Annotated in this window: 12 protein-coding genes; 2 read left to right on the top strand and 10 right to left on the bottom strand. The window is 43.0% G+C overall.

The window, feature by feature from the left end; all coding sequences use genetic code 11:
* From nuoI to PR833_RS01075, 9 genes are all read right to left on the bottom strand, one after another.
* A complete protein-coding gene (nuoI, locus tag PR833_RS01115) occupies positions 1–543 on the bottom strand; it encodes an NADH-quinone oxidoreductase subunit NuoI (RefSeq protein WP_004921112.1) in 543 nt (180 codons plus the stop codon).
* Between the two features lie 14 nt (positions 544–557).
* On the bottom strand, positions 558–1535 hold the full coding sequence (gene nuoH / locus PR833_RS01110) for an NADH-quinone oxidoreductase subunit NuoH (protein ID WP_014656260.1): 978 nt from the start codon (positions 1533–1535) through the stop codon (positions 558–560).
* Positions 1535–4267, bottom strand: coding sequence for an NADH-quinone oxidoreductase subunit NuoG (gene nuoG, locus PR833_RS01105; protein WP_004921119.1), 2733 nt, complete (start codon positions 4265–4267; stop codon positions 1535–1537). Before nuoG ends, nuoH begins: the two co-directional genes overlap by 1 nt.
* A gap of 90 nt (positions 4268–4357) precedes the next feature.
* Positions 4358–5716, bottom strand: a complete 1359-nt coding sequence (gene nuoF, locus PR833_RS01100; protein WP_004921121.1) for an NADH-quinone oxidoreductase subunit NuoF — start codon at positions 5714–5716, stop codon at positions 4358–4360.
* Positions 5713–6255, bottom strand: a complete 543-nt coding sequence (gene nuoE / locus PR833_RS01095; protein ID WP_004921124.1) for an NADH-quinone oxidoreductase subunit NuoE — start codon at positions 6253–6255, stop codon at positions 5713–5715. The genes nuoF and nuoE overlap by 4 nt, the downstream gene beginning before the upstream one ends.
* Positions 6256–6257: 2 nt before the next feature.
* Entirely contained in the window at positions 6258–8057 is a 1800-nt protein-coding gene (nuoC, locus tag PR833_RS01090; protein WP_004921126.1) for an NADH-quinone oxidoreductase subunit C/D, read from the bottom strand.
* Between the two features lie 73 nt (positions 8058–8130).
* Positions 8131–8805 carry a NuoB/complex I 20 kDa subunit family protein gene (locus PR833_RS01085; RefSeq protein WP_004921127.1) on the bottom strand — a complete coding sequence of 225 codons (675 nt, stop codon included), beginning with the start codon at positions 8803–8805 and terminating at the stop codon, positions 8131–8133.
* Between the two features lie 18 nt (positions 8806–8823).
* Complete coding sequence (locus PR833_RS01080) at positions 8824–9267, bottom strand: NADH-quinone oxidoreductase subunit A (RefSeq protein WP_014656263.1); 444 nt, start codon at positions 9265–9267, stop codon at positions 8824–8826.
* A 747-nt stretch (positions 9268–10014) separates the two neighbouring features.
* Positions 10015–10944 carry a LysR family transcriptional regulator gene (locus tag PR833_RS01075; protein WP_014656264.1) on the bottom strand — a complete coding sequence of 310 codons (930 nt, stop codon included), beginning with the start codon at positions 10942–10944 and terminating at the stop codon, positions 10015–10017.
* Between the two features lie 772 nt (positions 10945–11716).
* Between PR833_RS01075 and PR833_RS01070 the strand changes: the two genes are divergently transcribed.
* Positions 11717–12931, top strand: coding sequence for a pyridoxal phosphate-dependent aminotransferase (locus tag PR833_RS01070; protein WP_014656265.1), 1215 nt, complete (start codon positions 11717–11719; stop codon positions 12929–12931).
* A 527-nt stretch (positions 12932–13458) separates the two neighbouring features.
* Here PR833_RS01070 and PR833_RS01065 read toward each other — a convergent pair.
* Positions 13459–13818, bottom strand: a complete 360-nt coding sequence (locus PR833_RS01065; protein ID WP_004921139.1) for a hypothetical protein — start codon at positions 13816–13818, stop codon at positions 13459–13461.
* A gap of 212 nt (positions 13819–14030) precedes the next feature.
* On the opposite strand from PR833_RS01065, the gene yfbR reads away from it, so the two are divergent.
* Positions 14031–14612 carry a 5'-deoxynucleotidase gene (yfbR, locus tag PR833_RS01060; RefSeq protein ID WP_014656266.1) on the top strand — a complete coding sequence of 194 codons (582 nt, stop codon included), beginning with the start codon at positions 14031–14033 and terminating at the stop codon, positions 14610–14612.
* The last annotated feature ends 104 nt before the right edge of the window (positions 14613–14716 follow it).

Below are 14716 nucleotides of genomic sequence, written 5' to 3'. Positions count from 1 at the left end.
TTATGGCAACAGGTCTTTGACGTTAATTGGTTTGGCTTCGTTATCCGCTTCACCTTTGTCTTTACCTGCAATCGCCATACCCGATTTACGGTAAAAGTTATAATCAGGATATTTACCCGGACCTGAAATTAATAAGTGATCTTTTTCATAAACAAGATCTTGACGACGCCATTCACCCATTTCAAAGTCAGGTGTTAATTGGATTGCCGTTGTTGGGCAAGCCTCTTCACACAACCCACAGAAAATGCAGCGTGAGAAGTTAATGCGGAAAAATTCAGGATACCAACGCCCATCCTCATGCTCCGCTTTTTGCAGTGAGATACAGCCCACTGGGCAAGCAACCGCACATAAGTTACAGGCAACACAACGCTCTTCACCGTCTGGGTCACGGGTTAATACGATACGACCACGGTAACGGGGCGGCAGGTAAACTGGCTCTTCGGGATACATTTGCGTTTCACGTTTTTGGAACGCATGCAAACCGACCAACCAAATACTGCGTACTTGAGTGCCGAAACCGACCAATAAATCTTTCAATGTCATGGTTCAATCACCCCTTACTGAGCGTTGTATAAAATAACTGCTGCGGTACCCAGCAGGTTAAGCAGAGTCAGCGGCAGGCAGATTTTCCAACCGAAAGACATCACTTGGTCATAACGTGGGCGTGGTAAAGATGCACGGATCAGGATAAACATCATCATGAAGAAGGCAGTCTTAATCGCAAACCACAGGAATGACGGCAAGAAAGGTCCATGCCAGCCACCAAAGAACAGCGTTACAATCAAGGCAGAGACTGTAACAATACCGATATACTCACCAACGAAGAACAGGCCGAATTTCATACCTGAATATTCAACGTGGTAACCATCCGCAATCTCTTGTTCAGCTTCTGGTTGGTCAAACGGGTGACGGTGACATACCGCAACACCTGCAATCGCAAACGTCACAAAGCCAAAGAATTGAGGAATGATGTTCCACATACCTTTCTGAGCGTCCACAATATCAATCAAATTGAAAGAGCCTGCTTGAGCCACAACCCCCATCAATGAAAGACCTAAGAACACTTCGTAGCTCACCGTTTGTGCGGAGGCACGCATCGCACCTAGCAGTGAGTATTTGTTGTTACTTGACCAACCAGCAAACAGCACGGCATAAACCGCAAGACCTGCCATCATCAGGAAAAATAAGATCCCGATATTCAGGTCAGCGACATACCATGTTGGGCTGACAGGTACGATAGCAAAAGCGAGGAACAGCGAACAAAACGCAATCACAGGTGCTAACGTAAAGATTTTTTTGTCTGCAAACTGTGGGATCCAGTCTTCTTTGAACAACATTTTGAACATGTCGGCCATTAACTGCCCCATGCCAAATGGTCCAACGCGGTTAGGGCCATAACGATTTTGGAATAAACCGAGAATACGGCGTTCACCCAAACTCATGTATGCCCCACAGATCACAACAACCAATAGGATGACAATCGATTTAAGGACGGAAACTAAAATTTCCATCACTTCTGGGGATATCCAATCCATCATGCCCCCCTCCGCAGATTATTGACTGATACACCCGCCATGGCTGGTGCAATACCTGGCATACCCAATGGCAGACCAATTTGACCACTCGACAGATTTTTACTCACGCGCACCGTCAGATTAAAGGTTTGTCCTTCATAACTGAACTCCGCTTGAGTACCTGCTGCAAGGCCAATCGCCGCGGCATCTTTTTCATTCAACATGATATAAGGTTCCGGCATGCGCTGCTGGATCACCTCAGAGCGTTGTGACATCTCATCACTGCCGAACAAGTGATAGTAAGGCGCAACCACCCATTGAGCTTCAGTCGCCTGATAAGCCGCTGGGATCTCCGTGAAATAACCCAGTTTACCTTCTGTTGAATTAAACAAACGAATGCCCGGATCACCAAAACGCAGATGGCCACCCACTTCACTTTGGAATTTGTTCCAAGCTTGTGGTGAGTTCCAACCTGGTGCCCATGCAAATGGAATTTGCTGACGTGGTGCCGTTGGGCTGTTGTTCCCTTCCATAGAGAACGCAAACGCCGTGTCTTTATCTTGCGGTTGGCGCTGTTCATGAACCGATTGATTCGCTAGCATCGCCGTACGCCCACTATAACGGTGTGGCTCACGAGCAAGTTTCTGACCACGAATACGGAAAGATGCTTTTGGTGCCGCATCGACAATACCTTCAAACTGAGGTAACGCAGCCACACAATCCGCAATAACATGATCAAGCTGAGACCAATCTGCATCACGTGCTTGCGCTTCTGTTTGCAGTGAATGCAACCAGCGCCAGCTTTCGTTCATGACGATAGATTTATCGTAGAAAGATGGGTCAAAGACTTGGAAGAAGCGTTGAGCGCGACCTTCTTGGTTGATCAAGGTTCCATCTGCTTCCGCAAAACTTGCCGCAGGTAATACCAAGGTGGCTTTATCCATAATGGCAGTATGTTGATGATCCGCCACAATGAGGTGCTTCAGTTTCGCCAATGCACTATCGACAGCGTTAACACTGCTATGACGGTAAAGGTCATTTTCCATCACAATAGCGACATCGACTTCATTTGCATTAATGCGCTCAAATGCACTATCCAACGGCTGTGCTTTCATCATTGCGAGACCAAAACTATTCGCGTGGGAAGCAAGGTAAGATAGCCCCACTTGAGCACCTTTTGCTTTGAGTGCAAACGCAACGTTAGCAGCCGCTTGGATCATCGCATCGCTTGCTGAGTGGCTACCACTGATAATCAATGGTTTTTTCGCACTGGCCAGCGCTTGAGCAATGGTTTCAACTTTAGCTCGTAAATCAGCAGGTAAATCTGTTACAGCCGGTGCATCACCATTAATCATGTTCGCAATAGCGAAACCAAAACGCGCTTGGTCTGCAACAGGAGCACGGTAGTTAAATGCCGCGATATCATCTAAACGCGTATCGTCAACGTTAGTGATAAACAGAGGGTATTTCGCGTGTTGGCCGATATTCATGATCGCCGCTATTTGCCAGTCTGCCACTTTTTGGGCCGCTGCCATTTCACGAGCTTTACCTTTAACGGCTTGGCGAACCGAGAGTGCCATACGAGCACCCGTCTGAGTTAAATCTTCACCCAGAACCAGTACTGCATCGTAATCTTCCACTTCGCGTAAGCTTGGTGTATAGATCCCCCCGTTTTGCAGAATGTTGTGCATCAATTCAAGGCGACGCTGTTCATCTGCCGAAACACCTGAGTAGAAGTTTTCCGCGCCAACTAATGCACGGAGTGCATAGTTACTTTCGACACTGGCACGTGGAGAGCCGATACCAATCACTTTTTTCGCTTGATTGATGATCTGTGCACCACTTTGCATCGCTTCAATGGCTGAAATCACTTGTTTCACGCCATCTTTATTTAGCAGTGGCTGGCGAGGTCTATCTTTACGGTTAACATAACCATAGCCAAAGCGCCCACGGTCACACAGGAAATAGTGGTTTACTGAGCCGTTGTAGCGGTTTTCAATACGGCGTAATTCACCATAACGTTCACCTGGGCTAGTGTTACAACCGATGCTGCACTGTTGGCAGATCCCCGGTGCAAACTGCATATCCCATTTACGGTTATAGCGTTCTGAATGTGTTTTATCGGTAAATACCCCCGTTGGACACACTTCAACTAAGTTACCGGAGAATTCACTCTCCAGAGTGCCATCTTCAGTACGACCGAAGTAGACATAGTTGTGTGCGCCATACACGCCTAAATCCGTACCATCTGCGTAATCTTTGTAATAACGCACACAACGATAGCAGGCAATACAGCGGTTCATTTCATGGTTAATGAAAGGCCCCAGATCCTGATTGATGTGAGTACGCTTGGTAAAACGGTATTTACGCATATTATGACCGGTCATTACCGTCATATCTTGTAAATGACAGTTGCCCCCTTCCTCACAGACTGGACAGTCGTGTGGGTGGTTGGTCATTAGCCATTCCACAACACTTTCACGGAATTGTTTGGCCTCTTCATCATCGATAGAGATGTAAGTCCCTTCCGTTGCCGGTGTCATACAAGACATCACGAGACGACCACGAGTGTCATCCGCGTTTTGATATTGCTTAACCGCACACTGGCGGCAAGCGCCAACGCTTCCCAGCGCCGGATGCCAGCAAAAATAAGGAATATCTAGCCCCAGAGAAAGGCAGGCTTGTAACAGGTTTTCAGACCCGTTTACATCATATTCTTTGCCGTCTACATATATTGTAGCCATAGTCAGCATGCTTCCCAAAGGCCCGCTCAACAGCAGGCGTTAATCAAAAATACGTTCTTCGTGAAAATCGATTTTTGCGGTTGCTCATTCGCAAAAATATTACCAACGCTGTTTTAATAGGTTGGGCTGGATACCGGCTATCTGAGCAATATTGCGCAGATCTTTTTGCGAGATACCCGCTTCGAATTCTTCACGGAAATATTTGATGGCGCTCTGTAATGGCTCTACCGCACCCGGTGCGTGAGCGCAGAAAGTTTTACCCGGACCTAAGAAACGGCAAAGTTGCTCTAATGTTTCAATATCGCCCGGCTGCCCTTCCCCTTTTTCTAACGCCTGCAAAATTTTCACGCTCCATGGCAAACCATCACGGCAAGGCGTACACCAGCCACAGGATTCACGAGCAAAGAAAGTTTCAAGGTTACGAACCAGAGACACCATGTTGATTTCATTATCCACGGCCATCGCTAACGCAGTACCTAAACGGCTCCCTGCTTTACCGATAGATTCAAAATCCATTGGTAAATCAAGATGATCGCCAGTTAAAAAGTCAGTACCCGCGCCGCCGGGTTGCCATGCTTTTAATGTCAGTCCATCACGCATCCCACCTGCATAATCTTCCAACACTTCGCGTGCTGTTGTGCCAAATGGCAATTCCCATAAGCCTGGATTTTTCACTCTGCCTGAAAAGCCCATCAGCTTGGTGCCCGCATCTTTACTCTTGCCAGCACTGAGGTTGATATACCATTGCTCACCATGCTCTAAGATGGCAGGAACGTTACAGATAGTTTCAACGTTGTTTACGCAAGTAGGTTTACCCCATGCACCTGACGTTGCAGGGAATGGTGGTTTTGAACGTGGGTTCGCGCGACGCCCTTCAAGGGAGTTAATTAATGCCGTTTCTTCACCACAGATATAACGACCAGCACCGGTATGCACGAACAGTTCAAAGTCAAAGCCTGAACCTAAAATATTTTTACCGAGTAACCCAGCCGCTTTCGCTTCTTCGATGGCGCGACGTAGGTGTTTGGCCGCCTCAACATATTCACCGCGTAGGAAGATATAACCACGATAAGCTTTTAGCGCATAAGCCCCGATGATCATGCCTTCAACTAAAAGGTGAGGCAGTTGCTCCATCAAAAGACGGTCTTTATAGGTGCCTGGCTCCATTTCATCCGCATTACATAAAAAGTAACGCAGTTTCATGTTTTCGTCTTTTGGCATCAGGCTCCATTTCAGACCAGTGGAGAAACCTGCACCGCCGCGGCCTTTTAGCCCAGCGTCTTTGACAAGGCTAACCACCTCGTCGGGTGCCATGCCTTTAAGTGCACGTTCAACACCTTTATATCCATTCTTACTACGATACTCATCCAGCCAAACAGGTTGTTTGTCATCACGCAAACGCCATGTCAACGGATGTGTTTCCGCAGTACGGATCACTTGTTTAAAGGAGTTTGTCATGGATACTGCTCCAGTAACTTTTTAATATCTTCAGGCTGTACGTAGCTGTGAGTGTCCTCATCAATCATCATAGTAGGACCCTTATCACAGTTACCCAAACAACAGGTTGGTAGCAGCGTAAAGCGGCCATCTGCCGTTGTTTGCCCTGGACGAATATTTAACTGATTGATAATTTCAGCTTCTAATCCTTGGTATCCCGTAATATGGCAAACCACACTATCGCAATAACGAATAATGTGGCGTCCTACAGGTTGACGGAAGATTTGGCTATAGAATGTCGCCACACCTTCTACATCACTCGCGGGGATACCTAGTACTTCGGCAATCGCGTAAATAGCACCGTCTTCAACCCAGCCACGGTTTTTTTGCACAATTTTTAGTGCTTCAATTGAGGCAGCACGCGGGTCTTCATAGTGGTGTTTTTCACCTTCGATTTCAGCACGCTCGGCTTCCGTTAAAACGAAACCGTGCTGTGTTTCTTGCGGTTCAAAAACATTTACGCCATCAAGACTGGTCTGCTTATTATGTTCATTATGCATGGTTAGCGATCCACATCCGACATTACAAAATCGATACTACCCAGATAGACAATCAAGTCGGAAACCAGACTACCTTTGATCACCGCTGGAATTTGCTGCAAATGCGCATAGCTCGGTGTACGAATACGAGTACGGTAGCTCATTGTGCTGCCATCACTCGTTAGGTAGTAACTGTTAATCCCTTTAGTTGCTTCGATCATCTGGAATGATTCATTCGCAGGCATAACTGGACCCCAAGACACTTGTAAGAAGTGGTTGATCAGGGTTTCAATATGCTGCAACGTCCGCTCTTTCGGTGGCGGCGTCGTCAATGGGTGATCGGCTTTGAAAGGCCCTTCTGGCATATTCTTCAAACATTGTTCAAGAATACGCATACTTTGGCGGATCTCTTCCACTTTGATCATCACACGGTCATAACAGTCACCGTTGTGAGCAATAGGAATATCAAACTCAAAGTTTTCGTAGCCTGAATACGGACGCCATTTACGCACGTCAAAATCAAGACCTGTCGCACGTAAACCAGCACCAGTAACCCCCCAAGCCAAGGCTTCTTCTTTTGTATAAGCAGCAACCCCGATTGAACGGCCTTTCAAAATGGTGTTTTTCAGTGCTGTCGTGACATAAGAGTCGAGGCGTTTTGGCAGCCAATCTAATAATTCACGTAGTAATTTATCCCAACCGCGTGGTAGGTCATGCGCAACACCACCGATACGGAACCAAGCTGGGTGCATACGGAAACCGGTAATGGCTTCAACGACGTTGTAAACTTTTTGGCGGTCTGTAAACGCAAAAAACACAGGGGTCATTGCGCCGGAGTCTTGAATATAGGTACTGATATAGAGTAAATGGCTGTTAATGCGGAACAGCTCAGATAGCATCACTCGGATCGTTTTCACGCGATCAGGAACTTCAATGCCCGCCAGCTTTTCAACGGCTAACACATAAGGCATTTCATTCACACAACCGCCAAGGTATTCAATACGGTCAGTATAAGGAATGTAGCTATGCCAAGACTGACGCTCACCCATTTTTTCAGCACCACGATGGTGGTAACCGATATCTGGTACGCAGTTTACGATTTCTTCACCATCTAGCTGCAACACAATACGGAAGGCACCGTGTGAAGAGGGATGGTTAGGTCCTAAGTTAAGGAACATGAAGTCTTCGTTTTCATTACCACGCGCCATGCCCCACTCTTCTGGTTTGAAAGTTAGTGCTTCCATTTCCAGATCTTGTTTTTGCTTAGTTAGCTCAAATGGGTCAAATTCTGTAGCGCGCGCTGGGTAGTCTTTACGTAATGGGTGACCTTCCCAGCTTGGTGACATTAGCAGGCGGCGTAAGTTTGGGTGACCTTGGAAGGTAATACCAAACATATCCCACACTTCTCGCTCGTACCAGTTAGCATTTGGGAACAGTGACACGATAGAAGGTACATTCAGGTCTTTCTCATTTAATGCGACCTTCAACATGATATCGCGGTTGCGATCAATCGAGATGAGGTGATAGAAAACGCTAAAGTCTGCCTCTGGCAAACCTTGTCTATGTATTCTCTGACGCTCATCCACCCCATGCAAGTCAAATAACATGACATAAGGTTTTGGCAATTTTTTCAAAAAGTCTACGACTTCCAGTAACTGCTCACGTCTTACCCAAATAACTGGCATTCCAGTACGGGTAGCTTGAACAGAAAAGGCATCCGGGCCAAATTGGTTGCGCAGTTCCAGAAGCACAGGATCATTTAAATGTTCCTGTGTCTGCCATCCTGGCAGGGTACTCTCTTGCGCTATCTGATCTGTCATCATTCTTCACCATAACGCTTGATCAGGTTTATCATTTCGCAACACATTGCTCTGTTACGCTGTATGGCTTTAAGCCTTAAATTTCGTCTGGGGTTCGCAAGTTAGTCACTGCGATACGTTCACCGTGCTTTCTTTCTCTTTCTGATTGCATATTGGCACGATAAACCCCCTGATCACCAACAACCCACGATAGCGGACGACGCTCTTTACCGATGGATTCCTGTAACAGAAGCAGAGCTTGCATATAAGCTTCAGGACGTGGTGGGCAACCGGGAATATAAACATCCACAGGAATAAATTTATCTACACCTTGGACGACAGAATAAATGTCATACATACCGCCAGAGTTAGCACATGAACCCATGGAGATGACCCATTTTGGTTCAAGCATCTGGTCATAGAGACGTTGAATGACGGGAGCCATTTTCGTAAAGCAGGTTCCTGCAACGACCATAAAGTCGGCTTGACGAGGTGAAGCACGGAGAACCTCTGCCCCAAAGCGGGCTACGTCATGAACTGCTGTGAACGACGTCACCATTTCAACATAGCAACATGAGAGACCAAAGTTATATGGCCAAAGAGAATTTTTGCGCCCCCAGTTAACGACATCGTGTAAGGCATGAGAAAGTTTACCCATGTAAACACTGTTTTTAACTTGCTGCTCAAGTGGATCGGTAACGATTTCTTGAGTTTGCAGGGGATAACGGTCGTTCTCACCGTTCGGATCTATGCGGGTGAGCGTATAATCCATTGTATAATGCCTCGCTTGTTACTGCGGATGACGATTGCTGATTTTAATAACTTCACTAGGACCTTTAACTGCGCGACGTGAACGGACAGGAGTCCAATCCAATGCACCAACGCGAACCAGATAAAACAGTCCAGCCAACAATACCAAAATGAAAATTGCTGCTTCGATAAAGCCTAACCAACCGACTTCACGGACGGCTACAGCCCATGCAAACAGGAACATGGCTTCCACATCGAAGACAACGAAGAACATGGCAACCAAGTAGAATTTCGCCGACATCCGAAGACGGGCACTCCCTACTGAATCAATACCTGATTCATAAGGTACGTGTTTTGTTCTGGCTTTGGCACGGCTGCCGAGGAAATGACCAGCGACCAACATAAACGAACAAAGGGCGATGGCGCCGACAAAGAATATCGCAAAGGCCCAGTTATGGGCTAACGCTAGGATAGATTCAGACATACTCGTTGCTTACTCATTACACATGGTGCGTGAATCTGCTCTTAACGGCAGTATTACACCATAATTGCCCAGTTAACCGAGAAGAAAGACCAAAAATCATCACCAAACATAAAAAAGCAGTCTGAAGACCGTGTTTGGTTTGTCCTCTCTCCGACTATTTATTTTGCTCAACTTAAGCAAAATAACCCGTACTTGCTACAATTCGTTGACCTACCAAAAACAAGATTGCAACAAAAAGTACTCAAAATCAGCTAAAACGTGTCAGTGTGTAAATACACACAATAAACGCAATGACTAGTCTAACTGATTATTCGCTTTTACTACACTATTATCTCAGGAAAAACCTGTCTTACCAGATGAAAACTTGCTCTTTTTATTTGATCTAGCGCACAGTTTTATTGAAAATTTGCTCATACTGTTTACAGAATATTCAAATTTAGTCTAAGTCACATTAACTGTTTTTTATTCACTAAATCAAGTAACTGTCTGACTAAGCAGTCCTATTTTATCAATTCAGCAAAATATGATTGTTAACAAGATAACAATTTTGTAACTAAAAAATGAAATTCATGTTCTGCCATCTACATCACAATTATTTCACGTAATATTATTTTAAACCATACTTATTAAGTGGTTACTTTGTCCTTTTTTGCCCCGTTTTGCTCAAAAAAAAACCGCGAAGTTATCGCGGTTTTTTCCATTGAGTTTGTACTAATCAATTAATAATCATCAAATAATTATTGGTGCTTAAAATGATCCTTCACTTTCGTTAACAATGACATCGTCACTGGTAGGTGCAACAGCATAAGGGATCTTTTTGTTTTCAATTGCACTAAATACTGTTAACACTGAATCCTTTTGTTCATCAGCATTTTTATACAGCCAATATTGGATATCAGGCAAACGAGGCAGACCATCCGTTTCATTTAAAATGCGCAGATCCGCATTTTGCATTTCCATCGGTCGCGCTGTCACGCCGACTTCTGCATTCACAGCCGCTCTGACAGCAGGAAGTGATGCTGCTTCATACGCAATATGCCATGCAAGCCCCGCATTATCTAAAGCATCAGTACTCAGTTTGCGGTATGGGTTTGTTTCATCCATAACTACTAATGGAATCGGCTCATTAGCGCGCAACTGGAAATCAGGGGCACTGTGCCATAACACCGGTACTGTTCTTAATGCTGTTTTTGGATGATGGCTAATACGCGCCGTCGTCAAAGCTAAATCAATCTCATGATTATCTAGCATTGACTCAATAAATTGTGCGCGTTTGATCCTGACTTCAACAGCAAGACGCGGGAAAATAGACGCAATACGGTTGAGTAAAAATGGGAGTAAGATATCAACCGTATCATCGGATGCACCTATTCTCAATTCACCTTCAGCGTCGTTATACGTCAATGATGCTGTTGCGTCATCATTTGCACGCAAAATTTGTCTTGCGTAGCCGAGTAATTGTAAACCATGTGCGGTGAGTAATTTATTCCTCCCGTGGCGAGCAAATAACTCACGACCGACTAATTGTTCTAAGCGTTGCATTTGCTGACTGACAGCAGACTGGGTTCGACATACTGCAGCAGCAGCGGCAGCAAATGTATTTAGATCGGCAACTGCGACAAATGTCCTCAGTAGGTCCAGATCAAGGTTCATTATTGGACGATTGGAATTTATCATCTTTAATTCTCTTATATAATTTTATGTTACCTGGTGTTCCTGCTCTCCTCCTTGAGATCAGCTTGTTTAATTACTGAAATAACTTGCTTGATGCTTATCTAATCCTTAGACTCACATTTATTACACTTTATCCGAGTGGGACAATCTTAAAATGAACGTTCCACCGAACGACAAAGAAGCATGTTAACCAATCGATTTAATTTAAATCGTAAAAACAACCTTCTTATTTGCCGTCCTCTAAATACTAACATATTTAATGTAATTGCAATTATTTTAATGTAAATGCCTTTAAACATGTACTCACGCCCTAACTCAAACGTTTATTTTTCAGTTAGTTATAGTTTTATCATTCATTTTTATTCATTATTTTCTCACTAGAACAATCAATATTACTAACAAAAAGAGCTAATTTCTGTTGAAATTCCACGGAAATTTATGAATTTTTATTTCTATACATCCAATTTCGTCATCAATCTTACAATTTGATACAATCTTTTTGTTTCTAGCCATTATTTGTCCATAATTTCTATTTTTTCCTCCAAAACAGCCAGAATTGACAACAGATAACTTCAAATTAATTAATATTATTGGCATCTACATTCAACTTAAGTGGCATGTTTAGTTATCAACAGTCACATCACAGCATAAACCAACCTTTTTCACCAAAAATTATCTCCTATCTTCAAAAGCTTCCGTGGTAAGAGTAGAGTAGTAACAGATAAGCCGGAATCCCCCTACTTAAGTCTTCCCAAATAGGGTAATGAGAGAACGAATGAATAACATTAAAAAATCTAACAAGCTTGATAATGTCTGTTACGACATTCGCGGGCCTGTATTAAAAGAAGCAAAGCGCTTAGAAGAAGAAGGTAACAAAGTCCTCAAGCTAAATATCGGTAATCCGGCACCGTTTGGCTTCGAAGCCCCAGATGAAATTCTGGTCGATGTATTGCGTAATCTACCGAGCTCGCAAGGTTATTGTGATTCAAAAGGATTATATTCCGCACGTAAAGCCATTGTTCAGCACTATCAGGCTCGCAATATTCGTGAAATGACGGTTGAAGACGTTTATATTGGTAATGGTGTTTCTGAACTGATTGTGCAAGCAATGCAAGCGCTGCTCAATAATGGTGATGAGATGCTAGTACCTGCCCCTGATTACCCGTTGTGGACTGCGGCAGTTTCTTTATCCGGTGGTAATGCAGTTCATTATATGTGTGATGAACAGCAAGGTTGGATGCCTGATATTGATGATATTCGTAAAAAAGTTACGCCTCGCACTCGCGGAATTGTCATCATTAACCCAAATAACCCAACCGGCGCGGTTTACAGTAAAGAGTTATTGTTAGAAATCGTTGAGCTTGCACGCCAACACAACCTTATTATTTTTGCCGATGAGATTTACGATAAAATCCTGTATGACGGTGCCGTGCATCACTCAATTGCGGCATTAGCGCCAGATTTACTGACCGTCACTTTTAACGGATTGTCAAAAACCTATCGTGTGGCAGGTTTCCGCCAAGGTTGGATGGTATTAAACGGGCCGAAACAACAAGCTAAGAGCTATATTGAAGGTCTCGAAATGTTAGCATCAATGCGCCTGTGTGCTAACGTTCCTATGCAGCATGCTATCCAAACAGCGCTCGGCGGCTATCAAAGCATCAGCGAATTTATTCAACCCGGTGGTAGGTTATATGAGCAACGTGAACGTGCTTGGCAATTAATTAACCAAATCCCAGGGGTTTCTTGTGTAAAACCACAAGGCGCGCTGTATATGTTCCCTAAAATCGATATTAAGCGTTTTAATATCCATGATGACCAGAAAATGATCCTTGATTTATTACTACAAGAAAAAGTGCTTCTTGTACAAGGTACTGCATTTAACTGGCCAGAGCCGGATCACTTCCGCATCGTGACCCTGCCTTATGCAGATGATCTTGAAATGGCAATTAATAAATTTGGTCGTTTTATCGAAAATTATCGCCAATAATGCTTCATTAATCGTTAAGACAGAAACACTCCCTCAAAAAAGGGAGTGTTTTTTATGAATCGTCTGTTACGGCTTAACATTTATTACTTTTCCAATTTAAGCTAGAAAATAAAAAAGCCCTGCTGTCTTATTGAGACAATAGAGCTAAGCATTCATCAAACACAATAGACGGCCTATCACCTCTTTATTGAACAACGTTTTGTTAATACTCTTAAAAAGATGATTCAGACTTATTTATTATCGTTTATCAATAATCATATAATAGAAATAAAATAAACTGCTGCTAAAAAGAATAGCAATAATATAATTGGAAAGTATTTCATATTATCCCCTACCATTATTTATTAAGAATGTTATTCCTGATTATAGATTTTTATCACCGCAGATCAAACAATAATTAAAAACAAATAAAACAACAATAAAAGAACATCATAAACAGACGTTCTATAAAAGTATATTGGCCTAATAAAATTAAAGCTACTATCTTATTATGATAGCATTATCTCTTCTCTTTTAAATTAGCTTTACTAGGCTCTTAGTAGTTTAGTTTTGCAACCACTTGAGTGAGAAAATGCAATATACATGGTTCTTGCATCACCATTAACACCAACAATAACTGTTGGGTCATCATCTTCAGTAATAGAACAGTAAAAATTATTTTTTGTAATAAATCTTTCTCCTCGCTCTGTTATTATTTCTAGTCGCCAATAATCTTCATAGCCAGAATACTCAAATGAACCTGCTTTTTTTATAATCTTCCCATGCTCAATATTATAAAGTGTCATATCTGTTGGCTTACCATGAGCGGCCGTATGATGTAATCTGACATATTTTAATTTTTCATGCCAAAAATTTTCAAATGTAATAAACCCCAAATTCCAAGGCATAAACCCTCCATATAGTTTCTCATGCTATCAATAGAAATAAATTTAATTAATGCTGTTTTACAGCAGATATAAAATAAATGAATGATTAGCGATATAAAATCACTTAAATTATTAATTTACTTCTATTTTAATTTCCTTAACCTTTGACAAACCAATATCTATTTTAAATAGACTATAATATAATCGTTTCTTTGCCCATTTAATGAGGTTTTATGAGCTACTTTTTTGCCCACCTTGCACGAATGAAACTCATCTATCGCTGGCCGCTAATGCGTAATGTCCGTACTGAGAATGTCTCAGAGCATAGCTTACAAGTTGCCATGGTCGCTCACGCGCTGGCGATTATCAAAAACCGCAAATTCGGTGGTCACGTTAACGCTGAACGCATTGCTTTATTAGCAATGTACCATGATGCCAGTGAAGTGATTACGGGTGACCTTCCCACCCCGATTAAGTATCACAATTCACAGATTGCGCATGAATATAAAAAGATAGAACAATTTGCCCAGCAAAAATTGCTAGATATGCTTCCAGAAGAGCTACAAGAGGATTTCAAGCCACTTCTCATTGAAGAGTTGCAATCGGATGAAGAGCACAGCATTGTTAAACAGGCTGACTCGCTGTGCGCTTATTTAAAATGTTTAGAAGAGTTATCTGCCGGAAATAGTGAATTTAAATTAGCCAAAAAACGCCTTGAAAAAATCCTTGCTGAGCGACAAAGCCCCGAGATGGATTATTTTATCGAGATTTTTGTACCTGGTTTTAAACTATCTCTTGATGAAATTAGCCATTAATCTTCAAAACTGGAATGGTACTTTTCATTCCAGTTTAATCAATAACACTCACTCTCATTCTTTTAATACTGTCGGGAAATCGATATTCAGTCGTCTTGAATCAC

This window comes from Providencia sp. PROV189 (assembly GCF_028480065.1).
GTDB lineage: Bacteria > Pseudomonadota > Gammaproteobacteria > Enterobacterales > Enterobacteriaceae > Providencia > Providencia stuartii.
Note: the sequence above shows the minus strand (reverse complement) of the source record. Positions and strands in the feature narration are given on the sequence as shown.

What these genes read in the sequence shown, in the direction of transcription:
- nuoI (WP_004921112.1), bottom strand. Translation starts at nt 543, where the DNA reads ATGACATTGAAAGATTTATTGGTCGGTTTCGGCACTCAAGTACGCAGT.
- nuoH (WP_014656260.1), bottom strand. Translation starts at nt 1,535, where the DNA reads ATGGATTGGATATCCCCAGAAGTGATGGAAATTTTAGTTTCCGTCCTT.
- nuoG (WP_004921119.1), bottom strand. Translation starts at nt 4,267, where the DNA reads ATGCTGACTATGGCTACAATATATGTAGACGGCAAAGAATATGATGTA.
- nuoF (WP_004921121.1), bottom strand. Translation starts at nt 5,716, where the DNA reads ATGACAAACTCCTTTAAACAAGTGATCCGTACTGCGGAAACACATCCG.
- nuoE (WP_004921124.1), bottom strand. Translation starts at nt 6,255, where the DNA reads ATGCATAATGAACATAATAAGCAGACCAGTCTTGATGGCGTAAATGTT.
- nuoC (WP_004921126.1), bottom strand. Translation starts at nt 8,057, where the DNA reads ATGATGACAGATCAGATAGCGCAAGAGAGTACCCTGCCAGGATGGCAG.
- PR833_RS01085 (WP_004921127.1), bottom strand. Translation starts at nt 8,805, where the DNA reads ATGGATTATACGCTCACCCGCATAGATCCGAACGGTGAGAACGACCGT.
- PR833_RS01080 (WP_014656263.1), bottom strand. Translation starts at nt 9,267, where the DNA reads ATGTCTGAATCTATCCTAGCGTTAGCCCATAACTGGGCCTTTGCGATA.
- PR833_RS01075 (WP_014656264.1), bottom strand. Translation starts at nt 10,944, where the DNA reads ATGATAAATTCCAATCGTCCAATAATGAACCTTGATCTGGACCTACTG.
- PR833_RS01070 (WP_014656265.1), top strand. Translation starts at nt 11,717, where the DNA reads ATGAATAACATTAAAAAATCTAACAAGCTTGATAATGTCTGTTACGAC.
- PR833_RS01065 (WP_004921139.1), bottom strand. Translation starts at nt 13,818, where the DNA reads ATGCCTTGGAATTTGGGGTTTATTACATTTGAAAATTTTTGGCATGAA.
- yfbR (WP_014656266.1), top strand. Translation starts at nt 14,031, where the DNA reads ATGAGCTACTTTTTTGCCCACCTTGCACGAATGAAACTCATCTATCGC.